The organism is Asticcacaulis taihuensis (genome assembly GCF_900100255.1).
Classification (GTDB): domain Bacteria; phylum Pseudomonadota; class Alphaproteobacteria; order Caulobacterales; family Caulobacteraceae; genus Asticcacaulis; species Asticcacaulis taihuensis.
Genome location: NZ_FMTS01000001.1, coordinates 283,865 through 303,213, shown reverse-complemented (window position 1 = coordinate 303,213; position 19,349 = coordinate 283,865). Strand labels below are relative to the sequence as shown.

General features: G+C 60.2%; 17 protein-coding genes. 10 read left to right on the top strand and 7 right to left on the bottom strand.

Translation table 11 applies throughout. From position 1 onward, the window contains the following. The first annotated feature begins 33 nt into the window (after positions 1-33). From BLO49_RS01385 to lpxB, 8 genes are all read left to right on the top strand, one after another. On the top strand, positions 34-1,239 hold the full coding sequence (locus BLO49_RS01385; protein ID WP_090643266.1) for a M50 family metallopeptidase: 1,206 nt from the start codon (positions 34-36) through the stop codon (positions 1,237-1,239). A gap of 71 nt (positions 1,240-1,310) precedes the next feature. Beyond that, entirely contained in the window at positions 1,311-3,740 is a 2,430-nt protein-coding gene (gene bamA, locus BLO49_RS01380) for an outer membrane protein assembly factor BamA (protein ID WP_090643264.1), read from the top strand. A 25-nt stretch (positions 3,741-3,765) separates the two neighbouring features. Beyond that, positions 3,766-4,476: an OmpH family outer membrane protein gene (locus BLO49_RS01375; protein WP_170828156.1), complete on the top strand. Its 711-nt coding sequence runs from the start codon at positions 3,766-3,768 to the stop codon at positions 4,474-4,476. A gap of 19 nt (positions 4,477-4,495) precedes the next feature. Further along, a complete protein-coding gene (gene lpxD / locus BLO49_RS01370) occupies positions 4,496-5,512 on the top strand; it encodes a UDP-3-O-(3-hydroxymyristoyl)glucosamine N-acyltransferase (protein ID WP_090643259.1) in 1,017 nt (338 codons plus the stop codon). A 7-nt stretch (positions 5,513-5,519) separates the two neighbouring features. Continuing rightward, the gene (fabZ, locus tag BLO49_RS01365) at positions 5,520-6,008 is read left to right on the top strand and encodes a 3-hydroxyacyl-ACP dehydratase FabZ (protein WP_090643256.1); all 489 of its coding nucleotides are present in this window, start codon (positions 5,520-5,522) and stop codon (positions 6,006-6,008) included. Beyond that, a complete protein-coding gene (lpxA, locus tag BLO49_RS01360) occupies positions 6,005-6,799 on the top strand; it encodes an acyl-ACP--UDP-N-acetylglucosamine O-acyltransferase (RefSeq protein ID WP_090643254.1) in 795 nt (264 codons plus the stop codon). Before fabZ ends, lpxA begins: the two co-directional genes overlap by 4 nt. 144 nt (positions 6,800-6,943) lie before the next feature. Further along, positions 6,944-7,771, top strand: coding sequence for an LpxI family protein (locus BLO49_RS01355; RefSeq protein WP_090643252.1), 828 nt, complete (start codon positions 6,944-6,946; stop codon positions 7,769-7,771). Then, complete coding sequence (gene lpxB / locus BLO49_RS01350; RefSeq protein WP_090643250.1) at positions 7,752-8,921, top strand: lipid-A-disaccharide synthase; 1,170 nt, start codon at positions 7,752-7,754, stop codon at positions 8,919-8,921. The genes BLO49_RS01355 and lpxB overlap by 20 nt, the downstream gene beginning before the upstream one ends. A gap of 123 nt (positions 8,922-9,044) precedes the next feature. On the opposite strand, the gene gltA is transcribed toward lpxB, so the two are convergent. Together gltA and gltX are read right to left on the bottom strand one after the other, a co-directional pair. Further along, positions 9,045-10,334, bottom strand: a complete 1,290-nt coding sequence (gene gltA, locus BLO49_RS01345; protein ID WP_090643247.1) for a citrate synthase — start codon at positions 10,332-10,334, stop codon at positions 9,045-9,047. Positions 10,335-10,427: 93 nt separating this feature from the next. Next, positions 10,428-11,840, bottom strand: a complete 1,413-nt coding sequence (gene gltX / locus BLO49_RS01340) for a glutamate--tRNA ligase (protein WP_245678817.1) — start codon at positions 11,838-11,840, stop codon at positions 10,428-10,430. A 96-nt stretch (positions 11,841-11,936) separates the two neighbouring features. Between gltX and BLO49_RS01335 the strand changes: the two genes are divergently transcribed. Next, complete coding sequence (locus BLO49_RS01335; protein ID WP_090643242.1) at positions 11,937-14,099, top strand: ComEC/Rec2 family competence protein; 2,163 nt, start codon at positions 11,937-11,939, stop codon at positions 14,097-14,099. On the opposite strand, the gene lexA is transcribed toward BLO49_RS01335, so the two are convergent. From lexA to BLO49_RS01315, 4 genes are all read right to left on the bottom strand, one after another. Beyond that, complete coding sequence (lexA, locus tag BLO49_RS01330) at positions 14,096-14,797, bottom strand: transcriptional repressor LexA (protein ID WP_090643239.1); 702 nt, start codon at positions 14,795-14,797, stop codon at positions 14,096-14,098. The two genes, BLO49_RS01335 and lexA, sit on opposite strands and share 4 nt — an antisense overlap. A gap of 91 nt (positions 14,798-14,888) precedes the next feature. Next, positions 14,889-15,683, bottom strand: a complete 795-nt coding sequence (trpC, locus tag BLO49_RS01325; protein ID WP_090645945.1) for an indole-3-glycerol phosphate synthase TrpC — start codon at positions 15,681-15,683, stop codon at positions 14,889-14,891. Positions 15,684-15,752: 69 nt separating this feature from the next. Continuing rightward, the gene (trpD, locus tag BLO49_RS01320) at positions 15,753-16,778 is read right to left on the bottom strand and encodes an anthranilate phosphoribosyltransferase (protein ID WP_090643237.1); all 1,026 of its coding nucleotides are present in this window, start codon (positions 16,776-16,778) and stop codon (positions 15,753-15,755) included. Then, complete coding sequence (locus BLO49_RS01315; RefSeq protein WP_090643233.1) at positions 16,771-17,364, bottom strand: anthranilate synthase component II; 594 nt, start codon at positions 17,362-17,364, stop codon at positions 16,771-16,773. The genes trpD and BLO49_RS01315 overlap by 8 nt, the downstream gene beginning before the upstream one ends. Before the next feature lie 106 nt (positions 17,365-17,470). On the opposite strand from BLO49_RS01315, the gene BLO49_RS01310 reads away from it, so the two are divergent. Then, the gene (locus tag BLO49_RS01310; protein WP_139159595.1) at positions 17,471-17,788 is read left to right on the top strand and encodes a hypothetical protein; all 318 of its coding nucleotides are present in this window, start codon (positions 17,471-17,473) and stop codon (positions 17,786-17,788) included. A gap of 48 nt (positions 17,789-17,836) precedes the next feature. Here the strand turns inward: BLO49_RS01310 and trpE are convergent, their stop codons facing one another. Then, positions 17,837-19,339 carry an anthranilate synthase component I gene (gene trpE / locus BLO49_RS01305; RefSeq protein WP_090645942.1) on the bottom strand — a complete coding sequence of 501 codons (1,503 nt, stop codon included), beginning with the start codon at positions 19,337-19,339 and terminating at the stop codon, positions 17,837-17,839. Positions 19,340-19,349: the final 10 nt, after the last annotated feature.

Genomic DNA, 19,349 nt, shown 5'->3' with positions numbered 1-19,349 from the left:
GGTCGTGGTCGCAACGCGTCAGGGGAAACCGTTTTGCTGAGTATCATCGCATACATCGTTCCGTTCCTGGTTATTATTTCCCTGATCGTGACCTTTCACGAACTGGGGCATTTCAGCGTGGCGCGCCTGTTCAAGACCCGCATCGAGCGATTCTCGGTCGGGTTCGGCAAGATTCTCCTGCGCAGGACGGATAAGCAGGGCGTCGAGTGGTGCCTGAGCGCGCTGCCGTTGGGCGGCTATGTCAAGTTTGCCGGCGATGAAAACATCACCTCCATGATGCCGTCGCCGGAGGAACTGGAGGCCTCGCGCATTGCCATAACCGAACGCGAAGGCGCGGAGGCGGTGAAGGACTATTATCACTTCAAGCCGTTGTGGCAGAAGTTCCTGATCATCCTGGCCGGGCCAGCCGCCAATTTCGTGCTGGCGATCGCGCTTTTCAGCCTCATTACCTTTACGGTGGGCGATCAGATCAGCCGCCCGACGATTCTGTCATTCTTGCCGGGAAATGTCGGGGAGGCTGCGGGGCTGAAGGTTGGCGATACCTTCGTCAGCGTGGATGGTCATGAAATCAGGAGCAATGAGGATTTTGTCACCCTGATCGCCTTGCGGGCCGAGACGCCCACGCGCATCGAGGTGGAGCGTGACCATAAACTTCTCAGCCTGACCGTGACGCCCAAGCGGGCCCTGCTCAGTATGCCGGGCCGTGATAACGAAACGATCAAGGGCGGCGTCATCGGTATTTCCGTTGGTGGCAATGTGATCAGCCGGCCGGTAAATCCGTGGCAGGCACTGGTCATTGGCAATAACAAGACCTGGCAGGTGCTTGATACAAATCTGACCTATATTAGCCGTATTTTCACCGGAAAAGAGAGCGGCAATCAGATCGGCGGCATTGTCGGGATGGCCAAGACGACGGGCGACGTGACGATAGCGGCGGCCCAGGTCAAGGCGCCCCTATGGCAAATCGTCGCCGGCATGACTCTCACCTATCTGCAACTCATGGCCTATATCTCGATCGGCGTCGGATTCCTGAACCTTTTGCCCATTCCCGCGCTTGATGGCGGCCACCTGGCCTTTATCCTCTGGCAGGGTGTGACCAAAAAGCCGATTTCGGCCGAATTCCAGAATGCGGCCTTCCGGATTGCCATAGTGCTGGTATTAGGCTTAATGCTATTCGCTTTCTGGAATGACATTAACAATATCGGACTGACCAAGTTCATCGGGGGGCTGTTCTCGTGATACGACTGATCAACCCCTTCGCTTTCTCGCCGGCCGTTCGCGCCGCAAAGACCACGGTTACAAGAGGCCATATGACCCTTACCCGCTCCCTTACTCTCGGCGTCAGCGTACTGGCCCTGACCCATCTGGGCCTTATGGCGACGGGGGCGCACGCCCAGGACGCCACGCCGCCGGCTCAGGATGCCGCTCCTGCAACGGCGCCCGCCGATGCCGCGCCCGCTGCTGATGCCGCCCCGCAGGAAGCTCAGGCCCCGGCCGCTGCCGAACAGACCGCCTATGTCGATCATATCGTCGTGGCCGGCAATGAGCGGATCGATTCGCAGACCATCATTTCCTACCTGCCGTTCCAGCCGGGCGTAACCGTCGATGCGCAACTGATCGACGCCGCCGTCAAGACGCTTTATCGCACCGACCTGTTCTCCGATGTCCAGATCGCCATGAACGGTAATGAAATGGTCGTGACGGTCGTGGAAAGCCCGATCATCAACCAGGTGGTCTTCGAGGGCAACCACGCCATGACCAAGGACAAGCTGCGCGATGAAGTGCAGATCCGTCCGCGCGGCGTGTTCACCAAGGCCAAGGTGCAGGAAGATGTCCAGCGCATCATCGAGCTTTACCGCAAGGGCGGCCGTATCTCGGCCACCGTCACGCCGAAGATCGTCGAACTGCCGCAAAAGCGCGTCGACCTGATCTTCGAGATCAATGAAGGCCCGAAGACCGGCGTTTCGACCGTCAACTTCATCGGCAATCATGCTTTCTCGGATAACGACCTGAAGTCGGTTGTGGTCACGCAGAAATCGCTGTGGTGGAAGTTCTTCTCGTCGAATGACAATTACGATCCCGACCGGATGGATTATGACCGCGAGCAGTTGCGGAAGTACTACACCAATCGCGGCTATTACGATTTCCGCGTCATCTCGGCGGTGGCCGAACTGACGCCGGACCGCAAGGACTTCGCCATTTCCTACACGCTCGATGAAGGCCAGAAGTACAATTTCGGCCGCATCACCATCAAGACCGACAATGACAAGCTGAAGGCGGAAAACCTCCAGCACGCCATTTCGATCCGTCCGGGCCAGCTTTATGAAAGCGACCGCGTCGAAAAGGCCGTCGACGACCTGACCTTTGCCGCCGGTGCGGCCGGTTACGCCTTCGTCGATATCCGGCCTTCGGAAGAGGCCGATCCGAATACGCATAACGTCAACCTGGTCTTCAATGTCCATGAAGGCGCGCGCGTCTATATCGACAAGATCAATATCGTCGGCAATACCCAGACGCTTGACAAGGTCATCCGCCGCCAGATGCTGGTGTCCGAAGGCGACGCCTATAACAAGGCGCTGCTGGAACGCTCCAAGATCTATGTGCGCGGCCTCGGCTTCTTCAAGCAGGACGATACCGGCGTGAAGATCACCGAAAAGCCGTCAGCCGTGCCGGGCAAGACCAATATTGAAGTGGCCGTGCTGGAGCAGCCGACCGGCGAACTGTCGTTCGGCGCCGGCTTCTCGTCGATCCAGAAATTCATCCTCGATATCTCGATCGCCCAGCAGAACTTCCGCGGCACCGGCCAGCAGGTGCGCGCCCGTGTCCAGACCGGTTCGATCCAGAAGACCATCGACTTCTCGTTCACCGAGCCGCACTTCATGGGCCGCGACGTTTCGGCGGGCTTCGACCTGTTCCAGAGCTCCTACCACTATAACGGCGTCGATTATTCGACCGATTCCTACGGTGCCGGCCTGCGACTGGGCTACAGCCTGAATGGATTCTCGTCTTTGCGCCTGCGCTACAACTACCGCAGCGACGACATCACCTATACCTCTTCGGACGCCTGTAACGGCCTTCTCTATAGCTGCGGCACCGGCGTGACCTCCAGTGTCGGTTACTCGCTGGCCTTCGACCTGCGCAACGACTACATCCAGCCGACGCGTGGCTGGATGTTCACCTTGCGCCAGGATTTTGCCGGCCTGGGCGGCGACGTGAAATATGTCAGTTCGGAACTGGAAGGCCACTGGTATCACGGCTTCAAGAAGGACATGGTTCTGCATGTCTCCGGCACCGCCGGGTCGATCATTCCGTGGCGTGGCGACGCCATCCGCATCAACGACCGCTTCTTCAAGGGCGGCGATACGATGCGCGGCTTCGAATATGCCGGCATGGGCCCGCGCGATACCTCGACCGGCTATGCGCTGGGCGGCCAGACCTACGGTATCCTGTCAACCGAACTGGGCATCCCCAACGGCCTGCCTGATCAGTACGGCCTTAAAACCGCTGTATTTCTCGATTTAGGTACGCTCGGCAATGTTGACGATCGCCTAAAAATTGACTCCACTGGTAAGCCGCTTACCAATATCGTCGATGATATGTCTCTCAGGGCTTCGGCGGGTATCACCATCCGCTGGAAATCCCCGATGGGACCGGTCCAGTTCGATCTGAGCCAGGTTCTGTCGAAAGAGTCGTATGACAAGGTCGAGTCCTTCCGCTTCTCGCAATCCACGCAATTCTAACCAATACCCAGAGATGAACAAAACTATGAAAAAAGCATCGCTCTTCCTTATCGCTTCCGCCGCCGTCCTGATGGCTGGCGCCGGCACTCAGGTCCTGGCCCAGGCCGCCGCTCCGGCCGCAGCCCCTGCGGCCCCGACGCCGCCGACCTTCGGCGCTGCCGTTCCCGGCCAGTGCGTCCTTGATGAGCAGACCGCCATGTCGACCTCGAACATGGGCAAGTCCGCCTCTGACCGCCTCGTGCAACTGAAGGGCCAGGTCGATGCCGAACTCGGCGCCGAGGGCAAGGCCATTGAGGACGAATACAAGGCCCTGGCCGCTTCGCAAAAGACCAGCGCCGCCACCCCGGCCGGCAAGACCGCCTGGGAAGGTAAGGCTCAGGCCTGGGAAGAGAAGCGTCAGAAGTTCCAGGCCAAGGTGCAGCAGCGCAACCAGGAAATGCAGTATACCCAGCAGGAAGTGATGCAGGCCATCTTCCAGAAGATGATCCCGCAAATCAACGCTGTGGTCACCGCTAAGAGCTGCGCCACGGTTCTCTCGGCCGACTCCCTGTTGCATTATGACATGACTGCGAATACGAATGGTGCGGCGACTCAAACCAGCTTCCTCTATGCCAACCCCGCGATGAACATCACCACGGACGTTGTTGCCAAGATGAATGCCTCGGGCGAGACCCTGCCGGCTTTCGATCGCGTCAAGCTTGACCAGCCGGCGGCGGGAGCAGCCCCCACGAAGTAACCAAGAGATAACACCGTTCATGCCTGATCCGCGTTTTTTTGATATCGGTTCAAAAATAGACCTGGATCAGGTGGCGGCGTTGACCTCCAGCCGGCTGACTGCGCCGGAAAAGAAGGGGAGCGGGTTTATTACAGCCTGCGCCCCTTTGTCGTTTGGAGGGATCGGTCATGCCGCCTTTTTCAGTGATCGTCGCTATCTGACGAACCTTCACCGGACCGGGGCGGAATTTGTTTTCGTCACCGACGATTTCGTCGATCAGGTGCCGGCCGCCAGCATTGCTCTGGCGACGGCCAGTCCGCAGGCGGCCTGGGCGCGTGTGGCGACCCAGCTTTATCGGCCGCGGCGGCATGAGGGCACCGACGCCATCCATCCAAGCGTGAAGATGGAAGTAGGCGTCACGATCGGCATTGGCGTCGTGATCGGCCAGGATGTCGAAATCGGCGCCGGTACGCGGATTGAAGCCTATGCGGTGATCGGTCCCGGCTGCCGTATCGGTCGGGATTGCCGCATCGGGGCGCACAGCACGATCTATTGTGCCCTGCTGGGCGACCGGGTTCAGGTGCTTTCGGGCGGCCATATCGGTGAAGCTGGGTTTGGCGTCAGCGGGGACGCAAAGGGACTGGTTGATGTGCCGCAACTGGGGCGGGTTATCCTGCAGGACGATGTCAGCGTCGGTTCCGGCACCTGTATTGATCGCGGCGCCTATGACGATACGGTCATCGGCGAGGCGACGAAGATCGACAATATGGTTCAGGTCGGCCACAACTGCCAGATCGGACGCAACTGCATTCTGGCGGCCCATACCGGCATTTCAGGATCGGTAAAGGTGGGTGACGGCGCCATGTTCGGCGGCCGCGCCGGCGTGATAGACCATATAGCCATAGGCGCGGGCGCGAAGATCGCTGCCGGCGCCTGTGTATTCAAGGATGTACCGGCCGCCACCATGGTATCCGGATTTCCGGCCCGGCCATCGCGGCAATTCCTGCGCGAAATGGTCTGGCTGGAAAAAAACGCAATGACGAAGGACAAGGGGTAAGACTTTAATGAGCACGACCGCTGATGATGCGCCGGAGGCAACTGACACTCAGGCCAGCGTGGATTACGCCGAAGTCCTCAGGCGCATTCCGCATCGCTATCCCTTCCTGCTGATTGATCGCGGCGAAGACTGGGTGAAGAACAAATCGATGGTCGGCATCAAGAATGTCACCTTCAACGAACCGTTCTTCAACGGTCATTTTCCGGAAAACCCGGTCATGCCTGGGGTGTTGCTGATCGAGGCCATGGGCCAGACCGGCGCTGTACTGATGTCGAAATCTTTGGACGCAGATGTTGAAGGCAAGACCATCTTCTTTATGTCGGTGGATGGTGTAAAGTTCCGCAGTCCGGTGCGTCCGGGCGACGTGGTGCGTATGCCGGTGGAGGTCGTGCGCCATCGCGGTGATATCTTCAAATTCCGCGGCGAGGCCTACGTAAACGATAAAATTGTCTGCGAAGCCGAGTTTGCCGCCATGGTGGTTGAGAGCCCGAAATGAGCGTAACGATACATCCGACCGCGATCATCCATGACGGCGCGCAGCTAGGTGCAGATGTACAGGTCGGCCCCTACTGCATTGTTGGGCCGCAGGTGAAGATCGGGGACCGGACCGTATTGAAATCGCATGTCGTCATCGACGGCGTGACCGAGATCGGCGCTGACGGCATGATTCATCCGTTTGCCTGCCTGGGCGGCGCGCCGCAGCATCTGGCGCACAAGGGCGAACCGACGAAGCTGATTGTGGGTGATCGGGTACTGGTGCGTGAGCATGTCATCATGCACACCGGCACGGAAAAGGGCGGCGGCATAACCGTGGCCGGCAATGACTGCATGTTCATGGCCGGATCGGGGATCGCCCATGATTGCATCCTGGGAAATAATGTCATCATGGCCAATCAGGCGTCGATTGGCGGCCATGTGCAGGTCGGTGATTTTGTTTTTCTTGGCGGCTCGTGCGCTGTGCATCAGTTTGCGCGTCTCGGCCGCTACAGCTTTATCGGCGGCGGGGCGATCGTCACAAAGGATGTCATTCCATATGGCTCGGTCTGGGGTAACCATGCGCGGCTTGAGGGACTGAATCTGGTTGGTTTGAAACGTCGCGGCTTCTCGCGCGAGCTGATTTTGGCGCTGCGCACGGCCTACCGGATGATGTTCGCCGAGGAAGGCACCTTCCAGGAACGCCTTGATGATGTGCTGGAGAACTTCTCCGATATTGACCAGGTAGTGGAGATCGTGCGGTTTATCCGGGAAGATTCGACGCGCCCGATCTGTTTGCCGTCGGATCATTGACGCTGTCCTGTAACGGGGCGTGGGGTCCGTGACCCCACAAATCTTCTATATTCTTTCTTCCCTTGCCCCCCTATTGGGGGCAAGGGAAGAAAGAAAGTAAAGGCTTGGGGCCACAGGCCCCAAACCCCGTAACATGAGAGGCCAATGCCCAACACCAAACTTGCCCTGATCTCCGGCGGCGGCGCCTTGCCGGTCGAAATCGCCCGCTATCTGAAACAGACCGGGCGTCCCTATACAGTTATCCGTATCGATGGCCTTTCCGATGCCGAACTGAATGACCACCCCGGCCACACGCTAGGCCTGGGCGATTTCCCCCGGCTGTTCGAGATTCTGGCCACAGAGCAATGCAAGGCCGTGACCATGTGCGGCTACGTCCAGCGCCCGGACTTCGACACCATGCAGAAAGACCAGGCCCTGCAAAGCATCCAATCGGCGGGCAGGGGCGGGGACGATTCCCTGCTGCGCCAGGTGGCCAAGGTCATTGCCAGCCAGGGCTATCATATCGAGGGCGCCCACGAGGCCAATCCGGACCTGCTGATCGGTTGCGGATTGCAAGCAGGGCCTGATCCATCACCTGAAGCCATGGAGGATGCCCAGGAAGCCATGCGCGTGGCGGCAGCCATCGGCGCGCTCGATATCGGCCAGGCGGTCGTGGTGGCCGGGCGGATCACTTTGGGCGTCGAGGCGCAGGAAGGCACCCAGGCCCTGTTGGGCCGCATACATACGCTGAACCCGGCTCTGCGTGGGACGCTTGCCAATCGCAAGGGAGTGCTCGCCAAGCTGGCCAAGCCCATACAGGACTTGCGCCTGGACATGCCGACCATCGGCGTGCAAACGGTCGAGGACGCGGCTGCCGCTGGCCTCTGCGGTATTGTGGCTAAGGCCCAGGCCTTGTTGATCGTAAATAAACCGGCCGTCTACGCCCGCGCTGCCGAGATGGGAGTTTTCATTTATGGCCACGATTACCACTAAGCGTATCATGGTGGTGGCCGCCGAGGCGTCCGGCGACGCCCTGGGTGCCGGCCTGATCGCTGAACTGCGCCGTCAGGCGCCGGACGCCGGCTTGACCTTCTTCGGCGTCGGCGGCGCGCGCATGGCCGAGCAGGGCGTCGTCAGCCCGTTCGATATTTCGGAGCTATCGATCCTGGGGCTGCTGGAGGCGGTAAAAGCCTATGGACGCGTAATGAAACGTGTCCGCGAAACAGTGGCTTACGCGCAGGCCGAAAAGCCGGATGTGGTCATTCTGGTCGATTCCTGGGGCTTTACCCTGCGGGTCGCCAATGCCATCCGCAAGGTGATGCCGCAGGTCAGGCTGATCAAATATGTCGGTCCGCAGGTCTGGGCGGCGCGGCCTGGCCGGGCAAAAACCCTGGCGCAATCGGTGGACTTGCTGCTTGCCTTGCATCCGATGGACCCACCGTTTTTCGAGGCGGCGGGCCTGAAAACCGTTGTGGTTGGCAATCCGGCGTTGAATATTGACCTGAGTGACGCTGCCCCGATTGCATTTCGCAAGCGGATTGATTTGCGGGATGATCCGTTGTTGCTGGTCTTGCTGGGCAGCCGGCCATCGGAAATTAAGCGCCTGTCGCCGCTCTTTGCCGAGACGATCGCCCGCTTGAGTGCCGCGCACCCAAATCTCAGGCTGGTCATGCCGGTGGCTGATACGGTCCGTGACCTGGTCGAACGCCGTGTATCGGAATGGCCGGTCAAGCCGCTGCTGGTCTATGGCGAGGCGGACAAGCATTCGGCGATGAAAGCCGCCACCCTGGCCCTGGCCTGCTCGGGCACGGTCTCGACGGAACTGGCCCTGGCCGGGTGCCCGATGGTGATCGCCTACAGGGTCGAGCCACTGACCTACTGGATTTACCGCCGCATCTCGACGCTGAAGCACGTCACCATGTTCAATATCATGGCGGATAAACGGATCGCGCCGGAGTTTATCCAGAACGACGCAACGGTTGATAATCTGGTTCAGGCTGTAGATGAGCGGCTGGGCGATAAAGCTATACGAGACAAGCAGATAGCTGAACAGTTCGCCGCGCTTGATATTATGGGGCGTGGTCAGAAGCCGCCGGCGGAAAAGGCGGCGCGGGCGGTGCTGGCGTTCCTTGGTCTTAACTAACGGTGTTTGGGTCCTATGGCCCCCAAGTCTTCCTCTTTCCAAATAAAAACCCGGTCCAAGAGACCGGGTTTTTATTTGGAATAAGACAAGGTTTGTGGGAGCACAGCCCCCACGCCCCGTTAGTTAGCCACGCTGTGAAATCGACACATAATCGCGTTGACCGGCGCCAGTGTAAAGCTGGCGCGGACGGCCGATCTTCTGACCGGGATCCTCGATCATTTCCTTCCACTGGGCGATCCAGCCCACGGTGCGCGCCAGGGCGAACAGCACGGTGAACATGGTGGTCGGGAAGCCCATGGCCGACAGGGTGATGCCGGAATAGAAATCGACGTTCGGATACAGCTTGCGCTCGATGAAGAATTCATCATTCAGGGCGATCTTTTCCAGTTCCTTGGCGACCTGGAACAGAGGATCGTTCTTGTCGCCGACAGCTTCAAGCACTTCATCGGCCGACTGCTTCATGACGGTGGCGCGCGGATCGTAGTTCTTGTAAACGCGGTGACCGAAGCCCATCAGCTTGTACTTGCGGGCCTTGACGCCGGCGATGAATTCCGGAATGCGCTCAGGCGTGCCGATTTCCTTCAGCATGTTGAGCGCCTCTTCGTTGGCGCCCCCGTGCGACGGGCCCCACAGGCAGGCAATGCCAGCGGCGATACAGGCGAACGGATTGGCGCCCGAAGACCCGGCCAGGCGGACGGTCGAGGTCGAGGCGTTCTGCTCGTGATCGGCGTGGAGGATGAAGATGCGGTCCATCGCCTTGGTCAGGATCGGATTGGGCACATATTCCTCGGCCGGAACGGCGAAGCACATGCGCAGGAAGTTTTCCGAATAGCTGAGCTTGTTGAGCGGATGCACGAACGGCTGGCCGACGCTGTACTTGTAGGCGCGGGCGGCGATGGTCGGCATCTTGGCGATCAGGCGGTGGGCCGAGATCTCGCGCTGCTTTAAATCGTGGATATCCAGGCTGTCGTGATAGAAGGCCGACAGGGCGCCGACGGCGCCGGTCATGATCGCCATCGGGTGCGCGTCGCGGCGGAAGCCGGAGAAGAACTTGTCGAACTGCTCATGCAGCATGGTGTGGCGGGTGATCGAATTCTCGAAAGGCTCGAATTCGGCGGCCGTCGGCAATTCACCATGCAGCAGCAGATAGCAGGTTTCCAGGAATGACGATTTTTCCGCCAGTTGACCGATCGGATAGCCGCGGTGCAGCAATACGCCCTTGTCGCCATCGATGAAGGTGATCTTGCTTTCGCACGAAGCCGTGGAAGTGAAGCCCGGATCGTAGGTGAAGGCGTCGGTTTCGGCATACAGCTTGCGGATGTCGATGACGTCCGGGCCAAGCGTGCCCTTCATCACGGGCAGATCGACGGCCTTGCCTTCGAAATTGATTTGGGCGGGAGTAGTCTGGCTCATATTACGCTACCTCGGTAAAAGGTTTAGACCGTTTGCCGGTCCTGTGTGCGGCGCACCTAAATCGGCGTCGCGCCTGCTTTACAAACTGTAATCCTAAATGAAAAGACCCCCTGTCAGGCGAACAAGGGTCTCTTCGCGCCCGATCGAGGCCAAAAGCTTTGAAATATCCGGCGCGGGGTGGCCGGCCGACAGAATGCCGCGCAGGACAGGGCCGATCTTGCCAAAGCCAATAGCTTCATTTTCAACGAATTTTTTCAATTGTCCGTCAATATATTCGGCGTTCCAGTCGTTCCAGGTCAACACATTTTCGTGAAGACGATTGAGCCGTGATATTGTTTCCTCAGTCAGAAGTTTTTTTGTTTTTTCATCCAAAGGCACCGGTCCTTTCGCCACAGCGAAGTGAACGGCTTCCGCCAATTGCACGATGGTTTGGGCGCGTTCTTTTACCAGGGGAATGGTACGGGACAAAATCTCGCGTGTCTGGGGTGTTTCGGCGTGGCCTGTGGCGACCAGCTCGGCGGCGACGAGATCGACCAGGCGCTGGTCGTCGGCGACGCGAATCCAGTGGGCATTGACCGAGCCCAGCTTGGCGAAATCGAGCCGGGCCGGCGCGCGGTTGATATCGGCAATATCAAACCACTCGATCGCCTGTTCGTCATCGAAGATTTCATCATCGCCATGCGACCAGCCCAGCCGCGCCAGATAATTGCGCATGGCCTCAGGCAGGTAACCCAGACCCTGGTAATCGCCGACCGCCTGCGCGCCGTGGCGCTTGGAAAGCTTCGCGCCATCGGGGCCATGAATCAGGGGAATGTGGGCGAAGGTCGGCACCGGCCAGTCCAGCGCCATATAGATCAGGCTCTGGCGGGCGGCGTTATTAAGGTGATCATCGCCGCGAATGACATGGGTGATGCCCATGTCATGATCATCGACCACAACGGCGAGGTTATAGGTGGGGGTGCCGTCGGTTCGCAGCAGGATCAGGTCGTCCATGTCTTTCGTATTAAAGGTGACATCGCCCTGCACGGCGTCGGGCACCACCAGTGTGTCGGCCAGCGGTCCCTTGAAGCGGATGACGTGCGGCTGTTCGAGTTCCGCATCCGTGGGCGTCCGGTCGCGCCACGGCGAACGCAGGGCATGGCCGGCTTCACGGGCTTCCTCACGGGCGATTTCAGTCTCTTCCTGCGTCATGAAGCAGGCATAGGCGCGGCCTTTTGCCACCAGTTCGGCGACCGCCTGTTTGTGGCGGCCTTCGCGCGCGTGCTGGAAAACGACGGTATCATCCGGCTTGAGGCCCAGCCAGTCCAGGCCCTCGAAAATGGCGTCCACTGCCGCGCGGGTCGAGCGCTCGCGGTCGGTATCCTCGATGCGGATCAGGAACTTGCCGCCGGTGTGTCTGGCGTACAGCCAATTGAAAAGGGCCGTGCGCGCGCCGCCGATATGCAGGTAGCCAGTCGGCGAAGGGGCAAAACGTGTCACTACAGCTTGCGGTTTGGATTGGGTCATGATCATTTGTACATCAGGGGGACGATTTTGTGAGCGTCTTATAGCTCTCTTTGCCGGCAACCCAAGCCCTTTGTCGCCATTAAGAGATCTGTCCGCTTGAATTCCGCGATTCTTTACCTCAAAGACCGGACGGAGGCCGTGATTGCCCTGCAAACAGGACGCCTGTTCCTGTGGCTGCCGGTGGCCATGGGGGCGGGGGCGGCCATCTATCTCAACCTGCCATTCGAGCCTGGCCTATGGTGGGTGCTGCTGCCGGCAGTGATATGCCTGATCGCGCTGGCAATGGCGCGCCGGTATGGCGCGAATGGTCACCTTGTCAGTGTGTTGATCCTCCTGACGGCTTTCGCGTTTGGCGCCGTGGTTTGCAAGCTGAGGACCGAGCATGTGAAAGCGCCGGTTTTAAGCTCGGAAGTGAGCAATTATACGCTTCAGGCATATGTGATCGACGTGGTGTCGCCGAGCGAGGACCAGTCACGACTTTTGCTGGCGCCCATTGCGATGCGTGGCGTACGTCCGGAAAACACGCCTTTGCGGCTGAGAGTTTCACTGCGGCCAGGCACGCTGGAGGCGGTAGGCATCAGGCCGGGAGACGCCATATCGACCTTCGCCATACTCAATCCGCCGCCGCCGCCGAATATGCCGGATGGCTATGATTTCGCCCGCAGCGCCTGGTATCAGGGCATCGGCGGTGTCGGGCTTGTGCCGGGGGTGCCGCGGATCATCTCCTCTCCGCCGCATGGCTGGCGGCTGGACCTGGTGATGAAGCTCAATCGCCTGCGCTGGGCGATTACCGGGCGACTGGTTGAGACCACGGCACCGGATTGGCAGAACGGTCGCGCCATTGGCGGTTTCGCGGCGGCGCTGGTCACCGGACATGAAAACTTCATCCCGCAAAGCCTCATCCAGGACATGCGCGATTCCGGACTGGCGCACATCTTGTCGATTTCCGGCGTCCATATGGCGATTGTCGGCGGCTTTATCTTCTTCGCCTTACGCGGGCTGATGGCCTGCGTGCCGTGGCTGGCCCTGCATGTGCCGGTCAAGAAATGGGCGGCGGGTTTGAGTATTATCTGTATCCTGCTGTATCTCGCCCTGTCCGGCTCCCCGGCGCCGGCGGTGCGCTCGGCGGTGGTTGCCTGCGTGGCGTTTGGCGCCATTCTGCTGGATAGGCGCGCCCTCAGTCTGCGGGCGCTGGCGATCGCCGCGATCGTGGTCATTTGTCTGACGCCGGAAGCGGTGATTCAGCCCGGTTTCCAGATGTCCTTCAGCGCCACGGCGGCCCTGCTGGCCCTGGCGGAAGGTCTCAAGCCCCCTGTTGGTGAGATCAGCGTACCGATGTGGGTGAAGGCGATCCAGTCGGCGTTTCGTGGGCTCTGGCTGTCCCTGCTGGCCTCGGTGGTCGCCACGGCCGCGACGACGCCTTTTGCCATTGCCTATTTCAACCGGTTTTCGGTCTATGGCCTGTTGTCCAACCTCTTCGAGGCGCCGGTGACGGCTTTTCTGGTCATGCCTGCCCTGGCGCTGGGGACGGTCTTCAGCGCCACGCCCTTGGGGTACGTAGCCTTGCGCGTCGCGGGTTTTGGCCTGTGGCTGATCGAACGCATCGCCGCCCTGACTTCCGACCTGCCGCAGGCTGTGATCAACTGGCCCAGCGCGCCGCCCTATGTGCTGGGCATAGCCTTTATCGGCCTGCTGTGGGTTTGCCTGGTGCGTGGAAAGGCGCGCTGGGCCGGCCTGCTGGCGGCGACGGCTATCCTGTGGTGGCCGCGAGTCGTGGCTCCGGATGTGTGGATCGATCCGGAAGGTGGCAATGCTGCGATCCGTGTGGGAAAGAGTGCCTATGTGGTGCGCTCCAGGGTCCGGCAATATGGTTTTGAGCAATGGACGCAGCATTATGGCCTGAAAGCGATGGATGACACTTTTAGGGATGAAAACTATGCCTGCAAGGGGTACGCCTGTGTGCCGTTGCCGCAAAATCCGGTCCGGATTGGCTTCTGGTTCAGCAACAGGCCGCCGAAAGCGGAGCGGCTCATTGAGTTGTGCCGTGCCAGCGATCTGGTAGTCATGCGCAATCCAGTCGGTGGCTGGCCCATTGAATGCGGCAGCGTCAATCATATCGGCGCCGGTGATTTCCGCACCCTGGGCGCCCTGGAACTGACGCGTACAGAAAGGGGCTGGGCGATCAAGGCCGCCCAGCCCCTCAGAGGCAATCGCTATTGGTCGCGGCCTTCGGAGGCCGAAGGCGACAGCGGTTTCTAATGGTACTTGCGCATCAGCCCGACGAGACGGCCCTGAACCTTGACCTGGCCATCATTATAGATCTGTGTCTTGTAATTGGGGTTGGCGGCCTCAAGGGCAATCGACGCCCCCTTCTTGCGCAGGCGCTTGAGTGTGGCGGTTTCATCATCGACCAGGGCCACGACGATCTCACCAGATTGCGCCGTGTCGGTTTTCTTGATGACGACATAGTCGCCATTGAGAATGCCGGCATTGATCATGGAATCGCCTTCGATTTCAAGAACATAATGTTCGCCGGCGCCCAGCATGGATTCGGGAATATGCAGGCGGTCGCGTTCATGACCCATGGCCTCGATTGGCACGCCAGCGGCGATCTTGCCCAGCAGCGGCAGCTCGCGTGTGTCGTCATTGACGGCTTTGGGGGCTTCAGGAGCGGGTCTGCTGCCTTCCACCACCTGCGGCACAAAAGCCTGGCGACCACGCGGCGGGGCTGAGGCGGTGGCCTGATCCGGCAGCTTGATGACTTCCAGCGCCCGTGCCCGATGCGCCAGACGACGAATGAAACCGCGTTCTTCCAAGGCGGTTATCAGGCGGTGAATGCCTGACTTGGATGCCAGATCGAGCGCTTCCTTCATCTCATCGAAGGAAGGCGAAACGCCGGTCTCCTTGATTCGTTCATGAATGAACATCAGGAGTTCGCGTTGTTTGGTCGTCAGCATGGCAAAACCTCAAGCATCGCTTGGCCCGCTCAGTATTGCGGGAACAAGTCATGAACCTATGCCTGATGTTCTATATGTGTTCTTGTTAATGTCAAGCTAACGACAAGAGATTTTTTGTCGCCGCCGTCACATCGCCCTGCCGCATAAGGCTTTCGCCGACCAGCATGGCAGTGGCGCCGGTCCGGGCCAGGCGCTTGACGTCAAACGGCGTGAAGATACCGCTTTCGGCCACCAGGATATGCTCTTTCGACACCATCGGGGCCAGTTCTTCGGTGACTGCCAGATCGACATGGAAATCCCTGAGATTACGGTTGTTTATGCCGATCAGCTTGGAGTTCAGCTTAAGCGCGCGCGTCATTTCCTCGGCATTGTGGACCTCGACCAGCGCATCCATGCCGTAATGATGGGCGGTATCTATCAGGTCGGCGGCGAGGGAATCATCGATCATCGCCATAATGACGAGGATTGCATCGGCGCCGATGGCCCGCGATTCGGTCACCTGCCAGGTATCGACCAGGAATTCCTTGCGGATGCAGGGCAGGGACACAGCGGCACGGGCCGACTGGAAATGTGATTCGTGGCCCATAAAGCTGGGGTTATCGGTCAGGATTGAGAGGCACGAGGCGCCGCCGGCTTCATAGCATTGTGCCAGAAAGTTGGGGTCGAAATCCTCACGGATCAGGCCCTTTGACGGGCTGGCCTTCTTGATTTCGGCGATCAGGGAGAGACCGTTCGGTTGCTTGTTGGCGACCAGGGCCTTGGCAAAGCCGCGAGGCGCGCCAACGGCCTTGATCTGGGATTCGAGATCATCCAGTGTGGTGTTGACGCGGCGCGTGGCGACATCTTCGCGCTTGTAGGTGGCGATCCTGTCGAGAATATCCAGCATATCGTCTCCTTCGGCCATAGGTGGTTCCTGTCTAGCACGCCGCGTCATCACGCGGCATAAACACTTCTGTTATGAGGGGTACGCGGCCGCTGTGATCTGGATCAAGCTATCAAGTGCGCGGCGGGCTTTGCCGCTATCAATCACTTCGGCGGCCTTTTCCACGCCTTCGCGCAGGGTCTCGACCGTATCGGCCACCAGGAAAGCGGCGGCGGCGTTGAGCATCACGATATCGCGGTAGGCACTTTTCTTGCCGTCCAGCAGAGCCGACAGTTCAGCGGCGTTATGTTCGGGCGCGCCGCCAGTAATATCGGCGAGCGCTGCGCGGGGCAGGCCCACGGCTTCCGGCGTGATCTTGAAAAGACGCACGAAGCCATCGCGCCATTCGGCGACATCGGTTTCGCCCGTGGTGGTCAGTTCGTCGAGGCCGGAACCATGGACCGACCATGCCTTGACGGCGCCCAACTGGCCCAGGGCCTGGGCGATCGGCTCGACAAAGCGCGGTGAGGGGACGCCAACGACCTGACGCTTCGCGCCGGCCGGGTTGCTGAGCGGCCCCAGCAGGTTGAAGATGGTGCGGAAGCCGAGTTGCTGGCGGATCGGCGAGACATGCCGCATGGCGCCATGATGTGATTGCGCGAACATGAAGCAGATGCCGGCCTCATCAAGTGCACGGCGCTGCTGTTCCAGCGTGGCGTCGATATTGACACCCAGCGCCGCCAGCACATCGGCGGTGCCGGACTTGGAGGTAATGGCACGGTTGCCATGCTTGGCCACTTTCAGCCCGCCGCCCGCCGCGACGAATCCCACGGCGGTCGAGATATTCAGTGTGTGCAGGCCGTCGCCGCCGGTGCCGCAGACATCGATAACATCATACGGATGCTCCAGATGGATGGCGGCCTTGCGCATGGCGCGGGCGCAGGCGGCGATTTCACCGACCGTCTCGCCGCGAATACGGATGGCGGTGACGGCCGCGGCCACCTGAGCCGGCGTCGGTTCGCCACGCAGGCAGGCGGAAAAGAATTGCTCGGCGTCGTCTTCGTTGAGATTTTGGCCTTCGGCGAGTTTGGCCAGCAGGGGCTTGAAGGCGTCAGACATAGAGATTTTGGCTTTCGATGCCGGCCAGATTGAGGAAATTGGCCAGCAACTGATGGCCACCTTCGGTGGCGATCGATTCCGGGTGGAACTGGACGCCGTGGATCGGGCGCGTCTTGTGCTGCACACCCATGATCTCACCGTCCTCGGTCCAGGCAGTGACCTCCAGGTCGGCAGGCAGGGTCTCGCGCTTTACCGCCAGCGAATGATAACGCGTTGCCGTAAATGGATTGGGCAAGTCTTTGAAAATGCCTGTATTATTGTGATGGATCAGGCTGGTCTTGCCGTGCATCAGGGTCTTGGCGCGGATGACGTCGCCGCCATAGGCCTGGCCGATCGACTGGTGGCCGAGGCAGACGCCGAGCACCGGCATGTCTTCCGGAGCGGCGCGCAGCAGCGGCAGGCAGATGCCGGCCTGGTCAGGCGCGCAGGGGCCGGGAGACAGGAGGATGGCTTGCGGTTTCAGGGCCAGGGCATCCTGAACGCTCAGGGCATCGTTACGCCAGACCTGCGTTTCCGCGCCCAGTTCCGCGAGGTAATGGACGAGATTGTAGGTAAAGCTGTCGTAATTATCGATGACCAGGATCATTGGCACCCTCCATATTCCCGCCGTATGTAAGCAAAAGCGAAGGGCTTTCCAAGCCTAAACGTCAGAAGTCTTTTGTGGCGTGGTAAATATGCTTAAGCTTCCGCTCATGGAAACGATTCGGGACATTGCCGCGATGGTGCAGAAAGAGGGACGCCTTGACGAGCGCCTGGACGCTGCACAGGATCTGTTGCAGTCGCCTGCCCGTAACCGCCTGCAAGGTGTCGTGCCTTTGCTGGCCGGATGCGCCTTTATCGGTGCCGCAACCCTGCTGGCTTACGTCTTTACCCAAAGTCCGGCGTTCAGTCCCACCAGCAGCAAGCCTGCCGCAGTGGCCAAACCTACCATACCCTCCGGCAAGGCCGATTTTGAGCTGTCCGGCACACCGAAAGAGGCGGTGCCGGTCGGCAGCGAATCCGCGCGGTAATTTTTTGCACGCAATTAATCCCGAAAAGTGCCTTACACTTTTTCGGGATCAGTTCTGCTGATAATTATAGCGCCAGGCGTCCTGGGCGGCCTTTATGAGCGCGCCGGCCTTGTGGCAGGTTTCCTCATATTCCGTCTGGGGTACGCTGTCGGCCACGACGCCGGCGCCGGCCTGGACGTACATCATGCGGTCCTTGAAGAGCGCTGTGCGCAGGACAATGCAGATATCGACACTGCCGCCGCTGGAGATATAACCGACGCCGCCGCCATAGACGACGCCGCGCTTGACCGATTCCAGCTCGTCGATGATCTCCATGGCGCGCACCTTGGGCGCACCGGAGAGCGTGCCGGCGGGCAGGGCGGCCAGAAGAGCGTCCACCGCGTCGATGTCGTCCGGCGCGTCGCCCTCGACATTGGAGACGATGTGCATGACGTGGCTGTAGCGCTCGATGACGAACTTTTCGGTGACGCGCACGCTGGCCGGCTTGGCGATGCGGCCGACATCGTTGCGGCCGAGATCGAGCAGCATCAGGTGTTCGGAGAGTTCCTTCGGATCGGCCAGCAGTTCGGCTTCCAGCGCCTTGTCCTGTTCCGGCGTCTTGCCGCGCGGGCGGGTGCCGGCGATCGGGCGGATGGTCAGCTTGCCATCGCGCACCCGTACCAGAATTTCCGGCGAGGAGCCGGCCAACTGGAAGTCGCCGAAATTCAGGTAATAGAGATAGGGCGAGGGGTTGTGGCGGCGTAAGGAACGATAGAACGAGAACGGATCGAGGTTGAATGGCGCCTCAAAACGGTGGCTCGGCACGACCTGGAAGATGTCGCCGGCGGCGATATATGTCTTGGACGCCTCGACCATGCGGCCGTAATCGAGCGCCGAGGTCGGCGACATCAACGGTTCCTGGTGATGGTCGGTGGCGGTTGCCTGGGCAGCCAGCGGGACGCGCAGATCGGCCTCGACGGAATCAAGACGACCGAGGGCCGCGCTATAGGCGTCCTGGGCCTTGCGGTCATCCGGCCAGACCGGGCTGGCCAGCAGGATTTCATGCGCCACATTGTCAAAGACGCAGATCACCGACGGGCGGACCAGGCAGGCGTCCGGCAGGTTCAGCGGGTCCGGGTTAGCGGCGCCAAGCGGTTCCATCAGGCGGATCATGTCATAGCCGAAGACGCCGAACAGGCCGGAAACCATCGGCGGCAGACCTTCGGGGATGTCCATGCGATTGGCGGCGACGAGTGCGCGCAAAGACTCCAGCGTCGGCTTTTCTTCCGGCGTATATATGGCTTTGGCGATATCGGCGCCGGTGGCCCGTTCGGCCTTTTCACCGAAACAGCGCCAGACGAGATCGGGCGACAGGGTGATGATCGAATAGCGGCCTGACAGGGCGCCGCCCTCGACGGATTCAAACAGGAAGGAGTAGGGGCGGCTGCGCGATAGCTTGAGATAGGCCGAAACCGGCGTTTCCAGGTCGTCAATTAGTTTGCGGCAAACGATATAGGGCTTGCCGGCCTCATAGGCTTTGGTAAAGGCGCCTTCGCTGGCGGCAAAAGTCACGGCCGCTCCG

Excerpts from the sequence above, each read along its gene's own strand:
- bamA (WP_090643264.1), top strand. The coding sequence starts at position 1,311 with ATGACCCTTACCCGCTCCCTTACTCTCGGCGTCAGCGTACTGGCCCTG.
- BLO49_RS01375 (WP_170828156.1), top strand. The coding sequence starts at position 3,766 with ATGAAAAAAGCATCGCTCTTCCTTATCGCTTCCGCCGCCGTCCTGATG.
- lpxD (WP_090643259.1), top strand. The coding sequence starts at position 4,496 with ATGCCTGATCCGCGTTTTTTTGATATCGGTTCAAAAATAGACCTGGAT.
- fabZ (WP_090643256.1), top strand. The coding sequence starts at position 5,520 with ATGAGCACGACCGCTGATGATGCGCCGGAGGCAACTGACACTCAGGCC.
- lpxA (WP_090643254.1), top strand. The coding sequence starts at position 6,005 with ATGAGCGTAACGATACATCCGACCGCGATCATCCATGACGGCGCGCAG.
- BLO49_RS01355 (WP_090643252.1), top strand. The coding sequence starts at position 6,944 with ATGCCCAACACCAAACTTGCCCTGATCTCCGGCGGCGGCGCCTTGCCG.
- lpxB (WP_090643250.1), top strand. The coding sequence starts at position 7,752 with ATGGCCACGATTACCACTAAGCGTATCATGGTGGTGGCCGCCGAGGCG.
- gltA (WP_090643247.1), bottom strand. The coding sequence starts at position 10,334 with ATGAGCCAGACTACTCCCGCCCAAATCAATTTCGAAGGCAAGGCCGTC.
- gltX (WP_245678817.1), bottom strand. The coding sequence starts at position 11,840 with ATGACCCAATCCAAACCGCAAGCTGTAGTGACACGTTTTGCCCCTTCG.
- lexA (WP_090643239.1), bottom strand. The coding sequence starts at position 14,797 with ATGCTGACGACCAAACAACGCGAACTCCTGATGTTCATTCATGAACGA.
- trpC (WP_090645945.1), bottom strand. The coding sequence starts at position 15,683 with ATGCTGGATATTCTCGACAGGATCGCCACCTACAAGCGCGAAGATGTC.
- trpD (WP_090643237.1), bottom strand. The coding sequence starts at position 16,778 with ATGTCTGACGCCTTCAAGCCCCTGCTGGCCAAACTCGCCGAAGGCCAA.
- BLO49_RS01315 (WP_090643233.1), bottom strand. The coding sequence starts at position 17,364 with ATGATCCTGGTCATCGATAATTACGACAGCTTTACCTACAATCTCGTC.
- BLO49_RS01310 (WP_139159595.1), top strand. The coding sequence starts at position 17,471 with ATGGAAACGATTCGGGACATTGCCGCGATGGTGCAGAAAGAGGGACGC.